This window comes from Mesorhizobium intechi (assembly GCF_002879535.1).
In the GTDB taxonomy this organism is placed as follows: Bacteria; Pseudomonadota; Alphaproteobacteria; order Rhizobiales; family Rhizobiaceae; genus Mesorhizobium; species Mesorhizobium intechi.
The window spans coordinates 1-15,266 of sequence record NZ_PNOT02000392.1; the positions used below are offsets into that span (position 1 = coordinate 1).

Sequence of the window (15,266 nt, forward strand, 5' to 3'; positions counted from 1 at the left end):
GCATAAAGAGTGCCGGCAGCCCGGATGCTGTGCTGGCCGAAGTCGAGTCAGGGGCCGCGGCGCTTGCCAGGACCGGTCAGCCCGCGCCCAAATGGTTCCGCGGCGCAACCGCCGAATACAGCCCCTCGGCGATCGCGATGATCCGCAAGCTCGGCTTCAAGATTGCCGGCTTCTCGATCAATGGTGACGGCGGTTCGCTGCTCGGCGCCAAGGAAACCGCCAGGCGCATCGCTGCTGCAAAGGACGGTGACGTCATCATCTCACACATCAACCAGCCGACCCACGCCGCCGGGGAGGGCGTGGTGCAAGGCCTGCTGGCGCTGAAAGCCAAAGGCATGACGTTCGTGCGCCTCGACGACGCCGACGGCACGGGCAATCACGGCACCACGGACTAATTCAGCAAGACGTCCACTGCTGCTTAACCGGGCGTGGCTTCGATCGTGACCTTGCTGGCGTAGAACGCACCGTGGTCGCGGATTTCGGTCATTTCGTCGAAAGGCCGCTCATAGGCCCACATCGCATTCTGACCGGTTTCGCCGGCAGGCAGCACGCTCCAATAGGTGGCATCGCCCTTGTAGGGGCAATGGGTCGAGTGTTCGGTGCCTCTCAGCCTGTCGAAATCGATGTCGGCGAACGGAATGTAGAAGACGGCCGGATAGGGCGCTTCGCTCAGCACCTTGGCCCTCGTGGACAACGCGATGACCGTATCGCCGGCGCGCACCGTGACTGTGCCGACGTAGGGTTCGATGGTGATGATCTTGTCGGGGTTGCGCTGGAAGCCGGGTGCCGGGTTGGCGATCTGGTCCATGCTGGTTCTCCTTGCGTGGCCCCTTAAGGTGTGGCGGGCTCGGCTGTTGCGCAAGGTGGGTTCGGATCACGAAAACAGGCGCGCCAATCGCCGAGGCGTGGCGCGACAGGGCTTTCGAGCGTCAGCCGAGGCTCACGCGGCGGTCTTGAATGCGTCCATCAGTCCGGCATAGGCGGCCGCGATGCCCGCAACCGGGTTGCTGCTTCTGGAAACGGTCTCGACTTTCAGCGAGCCGCCGCCGGTCGGCAAGGTGAGCAGCAGGAACTGGCGATTGCCTCCAGCGCCGACGGATGCGGCCGCGACGTGCTGGCCTTCCCCTTCGTTCTGGACGCACATCTTGAACAGCAGCGTGCCGCCGACCGCTTCGAGCGCGCCGCCGACAACTTCAACAAATTCGTCTTCGGAAACGGTCTTTTCGTCCGGCACCAGATCGGCCAGGCTTTCGGCAAGTGTGATCTCAAGGGCTTTGTCGTCGAGCTGCGTGTCCATGCGAACCTCTTTCAGTCGCCAATCGCCCCCTTTACCCGTTAACGAAGCTTAACGGCGACGATGGCCGGATTGTGGCGGATTTCCCGGTCATTTCGTGGGATACGACACCGTCGCGGCTGCGGTGTTTTTGACCCTCATGCCATCGCGCCGGCATGAATGCCCAGCAGTTCAAAATCCAAAAGACGTCAAAATTCAACTGCTTGCCGTTGCGGCACGGGCCCTGAAATTCGTGTCCCGCGCGAGCGGGTGACTGGACAATCCGTCGGTTCGCTTCACAATGCGCAAAAGCTAAGGCGCAAAAATGCGCAAGGGAGGAGGAACCGGATGCTGGGGCTGATGCAGGAATGGCCGCTGCTGTGCCACAAGCTCATCGACAACGCCGAACGGCAGCATGGGGTGCGCGAGATCGTGTCGCGCTCGATCGAGGGGCCGATCGAGCGCACCACCTATGCCGACATCCATCGTCGTTCGCTCAAGGTCGCCCAGCGGCTGGAGCGGGACGGCTTTGGCTTGGGCGACCGCATCGCCACGCTGGCCTGGAACACGGCGCGCCACCTCGAGGCCTGGTACGGCATCATGGGGGTCGGCGCGATCTATCACACGCTCAATCCGCGCCTGTTTCCCGAGCAGATCGTCTGGATCATGAACCATGCCGAGGACAAGGCCGTCTTCGTCGACCTCACCTTCATACCGCTGCTGGAGAAGATCGCCGGCGCCGTCAAATCGCTGAAAAAGGTGATCGTGCTGACCGACAAGGCGCACATGCCGCAGACGACCTTGCCCAATGCCGTCGCCTATGAGGACTGGCTTGACCAGGTCGATGGCGACTTCGCCTGGAAGACTTTCGACGAAGGCACCGCAGCCGGCATGTGCTATACATCGGGCACCACGGGCGATCCCAAGGGCGTCGTCTACAGCCACCGCTCGAACGTGCTCCACGCCATGATCGCCGCCATGCCTGACGCGATGGGCCTGTCGTCGCGCGACACGATCCTGCCGGTTGTGCCGATGTTCCATGCCAATGCCTGGGGTCTTGGCCAGAGCGGCCCGATGATCGGCGCCAAGCTGGTCATGCCCGGCTGCAAGATGGACGGCGCCTCGATCTATGAATTGCTCGACACCGAGAAGGTAACCTTCAGCGCCGCCGTGCCGACCGTCTGGATGATGCTGCTGCAATATCTGGAGGAGACCGGCAAGAAGCTTCCCTATCTGAACAAGGTCGTCATCGGCGGTTCTGCCTGTCCGCGCGCGATCATGACGAGGTTCCAGGACGACTATGGTGTCGAGGTCATCCATGCCTGGGGGATGACTGAAATGTCGCCGCTCGGCACCCTGTGCACCTTGAAGCCGGAGTATACCGCTCTCCAAGGCGAGGCTCGGCTTGATGTCAAGCAGAAGCAGGGCTACCCGCCCTTCGGCGTCGAAATGAAGGTGACCGATGACGAGAACAATGCGCAACCCTGGGATGGCAAGACCTTTGGCCGCCTGAAAGTGCGCGGCCCGGCCGTCGCTCGCGCCTATTATGGTGGCGCCGGGGCGGAGCAATTCGATGAGGACGGCTGGTTCGATACCGGAGATGTCGCCCACATCGACGCCGGCGGCTACATGCAGATCACGGATCGCGCCAAGGACGTCATCAAGTCCGGCGGCGAATGGATTTCGACCATCGACCTCGAGAATCTGGCTGTCGGCCATCCGGACGTGGCGGAAGCGGCGGCCATCGGCGTCCATCATTCGAAATGGGGCGAGCGACCCCTGCTGGTCGTCGTCGCCAAGCCGGGCAAGGAGCCGACCAAGGCGGATATTCTCGGCTTCATGGACGGCAGGGTGGCCAAGTGGTGGATGCCCGACGACATCGCTTTCGTCGGCGAAATACCGCATACCGCGACCGGCAAGATCCAGAAGACTACCTTGCGAAAGCAGTTCAGGGACTACCGCCTGCCGACGGATTGAGGGGATGTTGCGTGTTTCGGCTTCAAGCCGCCTCGAAAAGGCACTAAACCTCCGTCCGGGTTGGGGCAACGCAGAGAACCATGGTTAGCATTCCCGAACGGCGAACGTCGAAGGCTGCCGGCTGGTCGCGGCGCACGGCCGCATTTTCAGCTGTGCTTTTGCTTACCGACGTCGTCGGTTACCGCTTCGATCTCGTCGAAACGCCGGTGTTCCTGTGGGTGCTGGGCATCGTCGCGCTGCTGGCGGCGCTGGCGCTGCTGTTCGCCGCCTTCGCTTTTTCGAGACTATGGAAATTCGGTGATCGCGGCGGGCGCGACCTGACCGTCGGCGCCTTGCTGGCACTGCTGGTGCTGGTCCCGTATGGCGTCGCCGCCTATTGGGCGACGATCTACCCGCCGCTCAGGGACATTTCGACCGATTTCGATGAGCCGCCCGCGCTCGACGTCAGCGAGCGGACGAAGGACATGAATGTGCTGTCCCCATCGACGCCGGGCGAACAGAGGCTGCAGACCGACAGCTATCCATTGGTCACCGCGCGCAGCTACGACCTGCCATTCGAGACCGTCGTCAATGCCGTCGAAACCGTGCTCGACCGGCGCAACTGGGATCTTTCCGAACCCTATCCCGACCTCGCCGGGCAAGGCGACGTGACCATAACCGCTGTCGCCAAGGGCTTTGTGCTCGGACTGCCGGCCGATGTGGCCATCCGCGTGACGGACGATGGCGATAGCGTGATCGTCGACATGCGCTCGGCTTCGCGTTACGGCCGCTACGACCTTGGCGACAATGCCGCGCGCATCACCGATTTCCTGGCGGAACTGGATCAGGAAGTCGCCGGCCAGGTCGGAGCGGCTCCGGCCGAATAGGCACTTCTCGCCGAACCGGCGCGTGCGAGGAGGGTTGGGCACCGGGCAGACCGGCCTATCGCGACGGCGTGAAAATACCGTCGATGGCGGGGGCGGCATCCGTCGATACCAGGCCGCGCGCCACCAGGTCCTCGAGATGGGCAAGCACCGACAGTCCTGCGGCGCCATGCAACCGGGGATCTGTATCCCTGTAGATCGCCCTGACCATGTCGGGAACCGTCCGGTCCCCGGCTCTGACCCGTTCCAATATGGCCCGTTCGCGCATTTTGCGATGCGTCTTCAATCCCCGCATGAAAGCGCGGGGCCTCGTGACCGGCCCGCCGTGTCCAGGCAGAAGCAGGCGGTCGTCGCGCTCGATCAGGCGGTCCAGCGATGCCATGTAATCGGCCATGGCCCCGTCCGGCGGCGCGACGATCGATGTCGCCCACGCCATGACGTGATCGGCCGAAAACAGGATACCGGTTTCTTCCAGCGCGAACACCGCGTGATTGGCGGTGTGGCCGGGGGTCAGAACCGTACGGATCGCCCAGCCGTCGCCGGCGACCAACGCGCCGTCCGGCAGTGCGATGTCGGGTATGAAAGCGGTGTCGGCGCTGGCGTCGAGGGCATTGGTCTCGCCGATATGCAGTGGCCTCGCCGGCCGGTGGGGCCCTTCCGCCATCACCAAAGCGCCGGTGTGCCCCTTCAGTCGGGCCGCCAGCGGGGAATGGTCGCGATGCGTGTGGCTGACGAAGATATGGCTGACCGGCCTGCCGGCGATCACGTCGAGCAAGGTCTCAAGATGCGCCTCGTCATCCGGTCCGGGATCGATCACCGCCAGCGTGTCGCGCCCAACGACATAGCTGTTGGTGCCATGAAAGGTGAAGGGACTGGGGTTCCGGACCGTGACGCGCTGCACGTCCGGGCCGACGTTCACGCCTTGGCCGTAGTGCGGATCGAAGCTGGTATCGAATTTGAGAGCCATGTCGGCACATTGTTCCCGGAACGGCAAAACCGATTGCCGCATAGCACGCAAGCCAATATAGGAAAACGCAGGACCGCGATTATCGGATCGCGCTAGATCGATTGGGGAAGACCATGGCAACTGCAACGACGATGCGCCCGCTTGTTTCTCTGGCTTTGCCGCAGGAAGGCGCGGCGCGACTGGCAACACAGTTCTTCCTGGCGATCGCCGGAACGCTGCTGCTGACCTTGTCGGCCAAGACCAAGGTTGTGCTGGGGCCCGTCGACATCTCGATGCAGACGCTCGCCGTCTTGCTGATCGCCGCCGCCTTCGGCCTGCGCCTCGGCGTCGCGACGTTGCTGCTCTACATGGCGGAGGGCGCGATGGGGTTCCCGGTCTTCCAGGGTACACCGGAGAAGGGCATTGGCCTTGCCTACATGGTCGGCCCGACGGGTGGCTATCTCGCGGGCTTTGTCGTCATGGCGGCGATTGTCGGCTGGGCCGCGGATCGCGGCTGGGATCGCCACCCGATCAAGCTTTTTAACGCTATGCTGGTAGCCGAAGTGGTGATGATGGCGATGGGCTTTGCCTGGCTGGCGCTGCTGATCGGCCCGGAAAAGTCCTGGCAGTTCGGCGTCGCGCCGTTCATCGTCGGCGACCTCATCAAGGTTGCCCTGGCGGCAAGCCTTGTGCCGGCCGTCTGGTCGTTGCTGAAGCGCTCCTGAGGTCTGTGGGCAGGTTGGCGTGCCATAGGCGTCAGGGATCCATTCCCGAGGGTGGGCGCTTGCGATGAAGGTTCTGGTCACAGGCGCCGCTGGCTTCATAGGCTATCATGTCGCCAGGCGGCTCCTGGAGCGCGGCGACGACGTTGTCGGCATCGACAGCGTCAACGACTACTATGACCCGCGGATCAAGCAGGCGCGGCTGCGGCTGCTGGCCGAAGCCAGCCAAGGCGCCAATGCCGGCTATCATTTCATCCACGGCAATCTTGCCGACAGACAAATCGTGGATGGCTGCTTTGCCGATCATGACTTCGACCGCGTGATCCATCTCGCCGCTCAGGCGGGGGTGCGGTACAGCCTGGAAAACCCACGCGCCTATGTCGAAAGCAACATCGTCGCCTTCACCAACATGCTGGAGGCCTGCCGCAATGGCGGCATAGCGCACCTGACCTATGCCAGCACCTCGAGCGTTTACGGCGCCAACACCGACATGCCGTTTTCCGAGCACCGCCCGGCCGATCATCCGCTGCAGTTCTACGCAGCGACCAAGCGCGCCAACGAACTAATGGCGCACAGCTACAGCCATCTGTTCGGGCTGCCGACCACGGGGTTGCGTTTCTTCACCGTGTACGGGCCCTGGGGGCGTCCCGACATGGCGCTGTTCCTGTTCACCAGGAGCATCCTGGCCGGTGATCCGATCAAGCTGTTCAACAATGGCAACCACACGCGCGACTTCACCTATATCGACGACATCGCCCAAGGCGTGATCCGGACCAGCGACGTTCCTGCCGCTGGCAATCCCGCCTGGGATTCAGGCCATCCGGATCCGGCAACGAGCAGCGCGCCCTGGCGAATCTTCAACATCGGCAACAACAATCCGGTGAAGCTGACCGCTTATGTCGAGGCGTTGGAAAGCGCGCTTGGTCGCAAGGCCGTCATCGAGCTCTTGCCGCTGCAGGCCGGCGACGTGCCCGACACCTTCGCCGACACTTCCGCGCTGCAGGAGGCTGTTGGCTACCGCCCTGGCACGTCCGTGTCGGACGGGGTAGGGCGGTTCGTCGAGTGGTACCAGGCGTATTTTGGGTAGGGGTGGCTGAAGGTCGTGTCCTGGCATGCGAAACAGGCCTCTCCCGTGTCGCGTGCCGCATTGACAAGCCATTGAATGAAACCTAAGCACGGTCGACCAGAGCCGGGGGGCTTCGGCATGTCAAGGAGAGCTTCTTGAAAGGAATTATCCTTGCTGGAGGCAGTGGAACGCGCCTTTATCCACTGACATTAGCAGTCTCTAAGCAAATCCTTCCGATATACGACAAGCCGATGATTTATTATCCGCTGAGCGTACTGATGCTCGCGGGAATCCGTGAGATTCTGATTGTTTCGACACCGCGTGATCTGCCGGCTTTTCGTGATTTACTCGGCGACGGATCGGAGTTCGGGCTGGCGTTTTCCTACGCCGAGCAGCCGCAGCCCAATGGTCTTGCGGAAGCTTTCATTATCGGCCGGGATTTCATCGGCAAAGACAGCGTCTCGATGATTCTTGGCGACAACATCTATTTCGGTGACGGCCTGTCGCAGCTTTGCCGCGCCGCCGCTGCGCGGGAAGCGGGTGCGTCGGTGTTCGCCTACCATGTCGAGGATCCCGAGCGCTATGGTGTCGTGTCTTTCGAGAAGGCGACCGGAACCGCGCTGACGATTGAGGAAAAGCCGCAGAAGCCGAAGTCGAACTGGGCTGTCACCGGTCTGTATTTCTACGACAATGAGGTGGTCGACATCGCCCCGACGATCCGCCCCTCGGCGCGTGGCGAGCTTGAGATCACGGCGGTCAATAATGTCTATCTCGAGCGCGGCAAGCTGCACGTGCACCGGTTGGGTCGTGGCTATGCCTGGCTGGACACCGGCACGCATGACAGTTTGCACGAAGCCTCGTCTTTCGTGCGCACGATCGAACATCGGCAGGGCATCAAGGTTGCTTGCCCTGAGGAGATCGCCTTCGAGCAGGGCTGGCTGACGGCAGAGCAAGTGCTGCAACGCGCCACCCGGTTGGGCAAAAATGAATATGCCGCCTACCTGCGGCGGCGCGTCGCCGATCTGTTGGAGGGCTAAGCGTTGGAGATCAGGTCCCTCGGCATCGATGGCGTGCTGGAAATCGTTCCCAAGCGACATGGCGATGCACGCGGCTTCTTCATGGAAACCTACAATGCCGAGCGGTTTTCGCAGGCAGGCATCGACTTGGTTTTCGTGCAGGACAACCATTCCTATTCCGCCACGGCAGGCGTCCTGCGAGGGCTTCACTACCAGCTCGAGCCGCGCGCCCAGGACAAGTTGCTGCGTGTCATTCGCGGCAGTATTCTCGACGTCGCGGTCGATATCCGCCGTGGTTCGAAAACCTTCGGGAAGTGGGTTGCCTGCGAGATTTCGGCCGAAAAGGGTAATCAGATCCTGGTGCCGAAGGGCTTCGCCCATGGCTTTGTGACGCTCGTGCCCGACACCGAGGTTCTCTATAAGGTTACCGACACCTATTCGCCCGAGCACGATCGGTCTGTTCGCTTCGACGATCCCGTCATCGGCATCGAATGGCCTTCAGTGGCAGGCGGATTCCAGCTTTCGGACAAGGACCTCAAGGCGCCGGTGCTCGCCGAGGCCGAAGTGTTTGCCTGATGGGCATGAGGATAGCGGCATGAATTTTCTGGTGACAGGCGGTGCTGGCTTCATCGGTTCGGCGGTGTGCCGGCATCTGTGCGCCAATCCGGCCTACAGGGTGACCAATCTCGACAAGCTCACCTATGCCGGCAACCTGGCCTCGCTGCGGCAGATCGAGAACGCGCACAATTATCGGTTCGCCCAGGTCGACATATGCGACGAGAAAGCGGTGCTCGACATAATGCGCCGTGACGATATCGACATCGTCATGAACCTTGCCGCCGAGAGCCATGTCGACCGCTCGATCGATGGACCTGGCGCCTTCATCGAGACCAACATCGTCGGTACCTACCGCATCCTCAATGCGGCGCTCGAATACTGGCGCGGCCTTGCCGACGACAGGAAAGGCCGCTTCCGCTTTCATCACGTGTCGACCGATGAAGTGTTCGGCGACCTGCCTTTCGATGGCGGCATGTTCGTCGAGGAGACGCCTTACGCGCCGTCCTCGCCCTATTCGGCCTCGAAGGCGGCCTCTGACCATTTGGTCCGCGCCTGGCACGAGACCTACGGCCTGCCGGTCGTGCTCTCCAACTGTTCGAACAATTACGGCCCCTATCATTTTCCCGAAAAACTGATCCCGCTCGTCATCCTCAACGCGCTCGACGAAAAGCCGCTGCCGGTCTATGGCGCCGGCGCCAATGTGCGCGACTGGCTGTTCGTCGAGGACCATGCGCGCGCGCTGGAGCTGGTTGCCACCAAAGGCACGCCGGGTGAGAGCTACAATGTCGGCGGCAATTCGGAGCGGACAAACCTCAGCGTCGTCGAGACGATCTGCGACCTGCTCGACAGCAGGCGTCCCCGGGCCGGCGGCAAGAGCTACCGCGACCTGATTTCCTTCGTCACCGACCGCCCCGGCCATGACCGCCGCTATGCCATCGACGCATCGAAGATAAGCCGGGACCTCGGCTGGGCGCCCAACGAGAATTTCGACAGCGGCCTGGCCAGAACCGTGGACTGGTACCTCGACAACAAATGGTGGTGGGGGCCGATCCGCGAGCAGAACTATGCCGGCGAAAGACTGGGCGAAGCCCGCAAGGGGGCCGCGTGAGGCTCGTTGTCACCGGACGCGAAGGCCAGGTTGTGTCGAGCCTTCTGGAGGCTGGTCAGCTTGCCGGTGTAGACGTCATCGCCATTGGCCGCCCGCGGCTCGACCTGGCAAACCCCGACACCGTGATCGAAGCCATTGCTGCGGCCAAGCCTGACATCGTCGTGTCGGCTGCCGCCTACACGGCCGTGGACCAGGCCGAGGATGAGCCCGACCTGGCATTCAGGGTGAACGCCGTCGGCGCCGGCAAGGTGGCGCAAGCCGCGGCGCGGCTTGGCGTTCCCGTCATCCACCTTTCGACAGACTACGTTTTCGACGGCAGCGCTTCCGGTGACTATGTCGAAACCGACGCAACCGCGCCAGCCAGCGTATACGGCGCTTCCAAGCTCGCCGGCGAACAGGCGGTGGCCGCCGCCAATCCGCGCAACCTGATCCTGCGCACCGCCTGGGTCTACAGTCCATTCGGCAAGAATTTCGTCAAAACCATGCTTCGGCTTGCGGCCGACCGCGACGAGATTGCGGTGGTGGCCGATCAGTGGGGAAATCCCACCTCAGCGCTGGATATCGCCGATGCGATCCTGCATGCCGCGGCAACGCTGCACCGCAACAAGGACTTCGCCGCGTTCGGAACCTATCATCTGGCCGGCACGGGCGAGACCAACTGGAGCGGCTTTGCCCGTCATATCCTCGACACCAGCCGCGTGTCTGGCGGTCCTTCAGCGCGGGTCCGCGACATTACGACGGCTGACTACCCGACCAAGGCGCGACGCCCTGCCAATTCCCGGCTGTCGAGCGCGAAGTTCGCCTCCGCCTTCGGCTGGTCTGCGCCGGACTGGCGGCTTTCGACGCAAGCGGTGGTGCGTCGGGTCCTGTCCTGAGAGACGCGAACCGGTGCAAGGCAAAGCCGGCCACCCGCGCTGGCTAGCTCAGAACAGATGTCGGTCAATGTCGGCGCCCCGTCGTCCGGCTGGTGACCAATGCATGATGGCTCCCTGAGCGAATTCGCCTGAATGCCATGAACTCGGCGCCGCCCGGTGCCTTCTCGCGCCGTTGTTGACAGCCGCAAAAACAGCTTATTTTGCCAAAGCAGGTAGCGCGTGGAAGCAAAGTTCTTTAGGTCCGTATGGAAGACGGCAGCCGATCAGCCTTGCGGAAAGAAGAGGGTGGATTGTCAAAGCTTATTATTCAAATCCCATGCTTGAATGAGGAGGGGACGCTCGCCGTCACGCTGGCCGATCTGCCGCGTCAGGTCGCGGGTTTCAGCACGGTGGAATGGCTCGTAATCGATGATGGCTCCACCGACCGAACAGTCGAGGTTGCCCGGGAAAACGGCGTCGATCACGTGGTCTCGCTGCCTCATAATCAGGGGCTTGCCAAAGCGTTCATGACCGGCATCGAAACCGCGCTGAAACTGGGCGCGGACGTCATCGTCAACACCGATGCGGACAACCAGTACGATGCCTCCTGCATTCCCGATCTCGTCAGGCCCATACTGGAGAAAAAGGCTCAGATCGTCATCGGCGCAAGGCCGATCAGTGAGATAGAGCATTTTTCACCGATCAAGAAATTTCTGCAGAAGCTTGGCAGCTTCGTTGTCAAGCTTGCCAGTGGCACGACGGTCCCTGACGCCCCGAGCGGTTTCCGGGCCATCCATCGCGACGCGGCGATACAGCTCAATGTCTTCAACCGCTATACCTATACGCTGGAAACGATCATCCAGGCGGGGCGCAGGAACATCCCGATCACCTCGGTGCCGATCCGTGTCAACGGCGATCTCAGGCCCTCGCGACTGGTCAAGAGCATACCGAGCTATGTGCGGCGCTCGTTGATAACGGTCGTGAGGATTTTTGTCGTCTACAGCCCGCTGCGCTTCTTCTCGACATGTGCGGCAATCGTCGCCACGCCGGGGTTGATTGGGGTTGTCCGGTTCCTTGTCCACTATTTGATAGGCGAAGGCAGTGGCAACATCCAGTCACTCGTTCTGTCCAGCGCCTTGCTCGCGCTTGCCGGCATTCTTGCGATGAGCGGCATCATTTCCGAGCTCATCGCGGTCAACAGGCAACTGCTTGAAGAAATAAGGATCAGGCAATTGCAGCAAGAGTATGGTGCAAAGGCCAGGATCCGCTCGTTTACAGCTGAGAGCAAAATCAAGAAAGAAAGTGTAGGCGGAACGATATAAGATGAATGATACGCCGGTCGCTTACGACAACATTCCAGGTAATTACTATGACAAGTACAACACCCGGAATCCGGTTGCGCGATATTTGATGGATGGCTTTTTAAGCAGCTTCGATGCGTTGACGGCTGAGACAGGCGTTCGCAATTCCTACGAGGTCGGCTGCGGAGAAGGAAATCTGTCGATTCGACTTCATGATCGGGGGTGGAATGTCCGCGGCAGCGATCTGGAAGGCGTCAGTGTTTCGCAGGCCAACGAGCAATGCGTCAAGCGTGGGATAGCGCCGCTGTTTGAAACGCGCTCCCTTTTCGAACTGACACCGCAGGTGAACTCCGCTGAATTGGTAATATGCTGTGAGGTTCTGGAGCATGTTCCAAATACGCAACAAGCGCTCTCGGTCCTGAAGTCGCTTGGCAAGCCGTATCTCCTTGTCAGCGTGCCGCGAGAGCCGATCTGGCGGATCCTGAATGTGGCCAGGGGAAAATATGTAACCCAGTTTGGCAACACGCCAGGGCATATCAATCACTGGTCATCCGCGTCTTTTATCGATCTTCTAAGCAAGACGCTAAAGGTCGTGAAAGTCAGCAAGCCCTTTCCTTGGACCATGGTTCTTTGCCGCTGTGACTGAGGCAATGCAGACGGCACAGCCACCCAAAAGCAGCAGGCTAAAGTCTTTGGTTCGCCTTGGAGCGATGGCCGTCAGCCTCGCGGCGCTGGTCTTCGTGGGGCTGGCGATCCATCGCTCCTTCGGCGATGTGCAGCGTCAGCTCGTTTCCCCACTCTTCTTGATCGCCATAGCGGGGTGCGCTGTCGCTTATGCCGCCATTCTGCAACTGGTCGGCATCGCCTGGTATCGGTTCCTGGTTCTCGTCGACGGACCGTCGCTTGGATTGGGTCGTGCGCTGGCTATTTTTGGAAGGACGCAGATTTACAAATACCTGCCGAGCAATGTGATGCATATGGTTGGTCGCTTCGCCCTTGCCCGCGGTGCCGGGGCCTCGAACAGGGCGCTTGCCGTTGCCCAGGTGGGGGAGCTGTCCATCATTGTTCTCGCCGCCGGGGCGTCGGGCGCGCTGATGGCGTGGCCGATTTTCCAAGCTGCGTATGCGCGGTATGGTCCCGGCAACCCTACCGTGACTGTGGGATTGATCGCTGCCGGTCTTTTGGCGATCGTGTTTGGGATGGGACTTTTGTTCCGCTTCAGGATGGCGGACATTGGGAACAGGGCGCTCATCACATGTGCAGAGGCCTTTTTCCTCTATGCGCTGTTTTTCATGGGCAACGGGTTTCTGATCGTCGCGCTTGTGAGGGCCATAAGCGATGGAGGCCATGTTGCTGAGTTGATCGGCATAGGAGCCACGGCCTGGCTCATTGGCTTTGTCGTTCCGGGGGCGCCTGGCGGGCTTGGCGTGCGCGAGGCCGTTCTGATCATGGGATTGACTGCCGCAGGTTTGCCCCCTCCATCGGCTACCGCGGCTGCCCTCGGCAACCGGCTTGTCACCGTTCTTGGAGATTGCCTGGTCGCCTTGGTAGAGCTGGCTATCCGAAAAGGGAAAAGTGCATGACGAGGCAAATGACGGCGACATCCGTGCAAGACACCCATTTGCCGGACCGGATTCCGTTCTTGCGTCACATCATTTCGATGGTGCTTCTTTTCGTTCTGGTCCTGGGGATTGTGGGCGTTAATCCTTTTCGGCAAACGCTGGCGCCGATGGATTTGATGTTGGCTTATCCAGGATGGGACAATGCCGGGATCGACACTCCACTTGTCAACATAGAGCGTTCCGACGCGTTGGATCATCGGCTGCCGAACTGGCGGGAGTTCAGGCGAGAGTTGCGGGAAGGTCATATCCCGCTATGGAACCCGCTCCATCAACTCGGTGCGGCTGGCATCCAGGCACCGATCTATGAAGGCCTTTCAATACCGTTTTTAGTTTATGCCCTTACGCCGAATGAGGCCATGGGCTACACGCTCGCAATTCTGTCAAATTATCTCCTGGCTGCTTTCGGCACCTATTTTCTGTTGTTTTTCATGTTCAGAAACCATGTGGCCGCGGTTTTCGGTGCCATGGTATTTGCATTTTGCGGTTTCAACATCGCCTGGGCACATTGGCCGCACGTGACGACCGGCGCTCTAATTCCATGGGTGCTCGCTACCCAACTTCGATATTGGCAAACAGGCCGTTTGAGTTGGGCCTTGGGGTTCTCCTTCAGCGTGGCCCTTATGGCCTTGGGCGGCTTTCCATTTGTGGCCCTCCTTGGCGCTCTCTCATCCGTGACACTGGCAGTCATACTCCTCGGCATCGAACTCTGGAGCCCCGGCATCAACCAGCTTGCGATCAGACGAGCTATGGGGTTGGGATGTGCAGGTATTGCCGGTGCGCTCCTCGCCCTTCCAGGTCTCTTGCAAGTTAAGGGCATTCTAGGTTCAACTGATCTATCGAGCCGAACAGGTGGAACGTGGTTCACGCCCTACGATATCATTTATATGTTCGGCTTCGACTTTGTGAATCATTTCCGCGTTGAGCGCATTTTTTCGGCTGGAGCCCCCGCCGCTCTCCTTGCTCTTCTTGCACTATGTCTTATTTTTAAGTTTCCCAATCGGTTTGCCTTTTTTGGGTTAATCGTGGCGATCTTCATGCTGGCCACTGTTTTTGGGGGGGCGCCCGCCGAATTAGTGGAGGCAATTCCGGGGTTCGGCTTCAACGCATGGAGCCGAGGGTCGATATTATTCGGAGTGTCGGCAGCTATATTGTCGTCTTACTCAATCTCCATCATACTGCCTTCTATGGAGTCCGTATCGCCTTCAAGAATTAATTCGCCTTATAAATTGCATGCGGTACTGTTTCTGTGCGCATTGCAGGCAATTAATCTCGGGTATTGGTTCAGGCAGTATAATGCGCGACCTGACATCGACACATTTTTTCCAGACACTCCATCTATATCCTACGTCTTATCTAAGATTTTTCCGGGTCAAAGTGTTATTGCAGATGACAGCTTTCATGTCTCTGGTTTTGTATCAAACTACCGATTGCCAGAGTTGTTTGCTCACGGATTTCGTACCGATGCTCAAAGGAAGATAATCGCTGACATATTGCCTTCATATCAGACAACTTATACGGCCTCGGTCATTCAATGCTCTGACATTAACTTCTCCAGTCGGTTCATCACCTATGCCGCAATCCGTTTCCTTCTTATTAAAGACATTTGTGTCGATTGGGGTTACGAAACTGCTGGCACTGGCCAGCGGGCTACTCTCCCCCTTAATAGCGGTGCCCTTAAGGGGGACTTGTCGATCGACAAGTCCATGAACGCGACGAATGTGCAAGTGCTGCTCGCAACCTATGATCGGGATTTCGCCCCTTCGGCAGTGACGCTTGATCTTTACCGGGACGCACTCCTCGTAGCCCATGCTGAATTGCCGCCGGAGGCGATACGCAACAACCAATTCGCGACCTTTCGTTTCAATCAAGATGTCCCTCTTGCGGCCGGAACCTATCGCTACGTCATTTCAATGATTAAGCCGGATAGCGAGAAGCCGCTCAGTGCGTGGGCTTTCGAAAC

Annotated in this window: 16 protein-coding genes; 13 read left to right on the forward strand and 3 right to left on the reverse strand. The window is 60.2% G+C overall.

The annotated features are described in order from the left end of the window. The coding region (locus tag C1D09_RS32815) for a polysaccharide deacetylase family protein (protein ID WP_484177376.1) at positions 1-395 on the forward strand (395 nt) is incomplete at its 5' end. Positions 396-418: 23 nt separating this feature from the next. On the opposite strand, the gene C1D09_RS32820 is transcribed toward C1D09_RS32815, so the two are convergent. Next, complete coding sequence (locus C1D09_RS32820) at positions 419-808, reverse strand: DUF427 domain-containing protein (RefSeq protein WP_143978061.1); 390 nt, start codon at positions 806-808, stop codon at positions 419-421. A gap of 132 nt (positions 809-940) precedes the next feature. Beyond that, positions 941-1,297, reverse strand: coding sequence for a hypothetical protein (locus tag C1D09_RS32825; RefSeq protein WP_143978062.1), 357 nt, complete (start codon positions 1,295-1,297; stop codon positions 941-943). Positions 1,298-1,621: 324 nt separating this feature from the next. Between C1D09_RS32825 and C1D09_RS32830 the strand changes: the two genes are divergently transcribed. Together C1D09_RS32830 and C1D09_RS32835 are read left to right on the forward strand one after the other, a co-directional pair. After that, entirely contained in the window at positions 1,622-3,250 is a 1,629-nt protein-coding gene (locus tag C1D09_RS32830; RefSeq protein ID WP_143978063.1) for a fatty-acid--CoA ligase, read from the forward strand. 80 nt (positions 3,251-3,330) lie between these two features. After that, positions 3,331-4,116, forward strand: coding sequence for a DUF1499 domain-containing protein (locus C1D09_RS32835; protein ID WP_143978064.1), 786 nt, complete (start codon positions 3,331-3,333; stop codon positions 4,114-4,116). Positions 4,117-4,171: 55 nt separating this feature from the next. Here C1D09_RS32835 and C1D09_RS32840 read toward each other — a convergent pair whose 3' ends face one another. After that, positions 4,172-5,080 (reverse strand): MBL fold metallo-hydrolase, encoded by a 909-nt coding sequence (locus tag C1D09_RS32840; RefSeq protein ID WP_143978065.1) that lies wholly within the window; start codon positions 5,078-5,080, stop codon positions 4,172-4,174. 113 nt (positions 5,081-5,193) lie between these two features. Between C1D09_RS32840 and C1D09_RS32845 the strand changes: the two genes are divergently transcribed. The 10 genes from C1D09_RS32845 to C1D09_RS32890 form a co-directional block, all read left to right on the forward strand. Beyond that, positions 5,194-5,784 (forward strand): biotin transporter BioY, encoded by a 591-nt coding sequence (locus C1D09_RS32845; RefSeq protein ID WP_143978066.1) that lies wholly within the window; start codon positions 5,194-5,196, stop codon positions 5,782-5,784. 64 nt (positions 5,785-5,848) lie between these two features. Then, positions 5,849-6,868, forward strand: coding sequence for an NAD-dependent epimerase (locus C1D09_RS32850; protein WP_143978067.1), 1,020 nt, complete (start codon positions 5,849-5,851; stop codon positions 6,866-6,868). 134 nt (positions 6,869-7,002) lie between these two features. Further along, positions 7,003-7,884, forward strand: a complete 882-nt coding sequence (gene rfbA, locus C1D09_RS32855) for a glucose-1-phosphate thymidylyltransferase RfbA (RefSeq protein ID WP_143978068.1) — start codon at positions 7,003-7,005, stop codon at positions 7,882-7,884. 3 nt (positions 7,885-7,887) lie between these two features. After that, positions 7,888-8,439, forward strand: a complete 552-nt coding sequence (gene rfbC / locus C1D09_RS32860; RefSeq protein WP_010914935.1) for a dTDP-4-dehydrorhamnose 3,5-epimerase — start codon at positions 7,888-7,890, stop codon at positions 8,437-8,439. A 19-nt stretch (positions 8,440-8,458) separates the two neighbouring features. Continuing rightward, a complete protein-coding gene (gene rfbB / locus C1D09_RS32865; protein ID WP_143978069.1) occupies positions 8,459-9,529 on the forward strand; it encodes a dTDP-glucose 4,6-dehydratase in 1,071 nt (356 codons plus the stop codon). Beyond that, entirely contained in the window at positions 9,526-10,404 is an 879-nt protein-coding gene (gene rfbD, locus C1D09_RS32870) for a dTDP-4-dehydrorhamnose reductase (RefSeq protein WP_143978070.1), read from the forward strand. Before rfbB ends, rfbD begins: the two co-directional genes overlap by 4 nt. Positions 10,405-10,694: 290 nt before the next feature. Further along, entirely contained in the window at positions 10,695-11,705 is a 1,011-nt protein-coding gene (locus tag C1D09_RS32875; RefSeq protein ID WP_246135972.1) for a glycosyltransferase family 2 protein, read from the forward strand. A gap of 1 nt (position 11,706) precedes the next feature. Further along, a complete protein-coding gene (locus C1D09_RS32880; protein ID WP_143978071.1) occupies positions 11,707-12,330 on the forward strand; it encodes a class I SAM-dependent methyltransferase in 624 nt (207 codons plus the stop codon). A gap of 4 nt (positions 12,331-12,334) precedes the next feature. Further along, positions 12,335-13,267: a hypothetical protein gene (locus tag C1D09_RS32885; RefSeq protein ID WP_143978072.1), complete on the forward strand. Its 933-nt coding sequence runs from the start codon at positions 12,335-12,337 to the stop codon at positions 13,265-13,267. Positions 13,268-13,275: 8 nt separating this feature from the next. After that, positions 13,276-15,266 (forward strand): hypothetical protein (locus tag C1D09_RS32890; protein WP_143978073.1); only part of this gene is annotated, 1,991 nt, incomplete at its 3' end.

Excerpts from the sequence above, each read along its gene's own strand:
- C1D09_RS32820 (WP_143978061.1), bottom strand. The coding sequence starts at position 808 with ATGGACCAGATCGCCAACCCGGCACCCGGCTTCCAGCGCAACCCCGAC.
- C1D09_RS32825 (WP_143978062.1), bottom strand. The coding sequence starts at position 1,297 with ATGGACACGCAGCTCGACGACAAAGCCCTTGAGATCACACTTGCCGAA.
- C1D09_RS32830 (WP_143978063.1), top strand. The coding sequence starts at position 1,622 with ATGCTGGGGCTGATGCAGGAATGGCCGCTGCTGTGCCACAAGCTCATC.
- C1D09_RS32835 (WP_143978064.1), top strand. The coding sequence starts at position 3,331 with ATGGTTAGCATTCCCGAACGGCGAACGTCGAAGGCTGCCGGCTGGTCG.
- C1D09_RS32840 (WP_143978065.1), bottom strand. The coding sequence starts at position 5,080 with ATGGCTCTCAAATTCGATACCAGCTTCGATCCGCACTACGGCCAAGGC.
- C1D09_RS32845 (WP_143978066.1), top strand. The coding sequence starts at position 5,194 with ATGGCAACTGCAACGACGATGCGCCCGCTTGTTTCTCTGGCTTTGCCG.
- C1D09_RS32850 (WP_143978067.1), top strand. The coding sequence starts at position 5,849 with ATGAAGGTTCTGGTCACAGGCGCCGCTGGCTTCATAGGCTATCATGTC.
- rfbB (WP_143978069.1), top strand. The coding sequence starts at position 8,459 with ATGAATTTTCTGGTGACAGGCGGTGCTGGCTTCATCGGTTCGGCGGTG.
- C1D09_RS32880 (WP_143978071.1), top strand. The coding sequence starts at position 11,707 with ATGAATGATACGCCGGTCGCTTACGACAACATTCCAGGTAATTACTAT.
- C1D09_RS32885 (WP_143978072.1), top strand. The coding sequence starts at position 12,335 with ATGCAGACGGCACAGCCACCCAAAAGCAGCAGGCTAAAGTCTTTGGTT.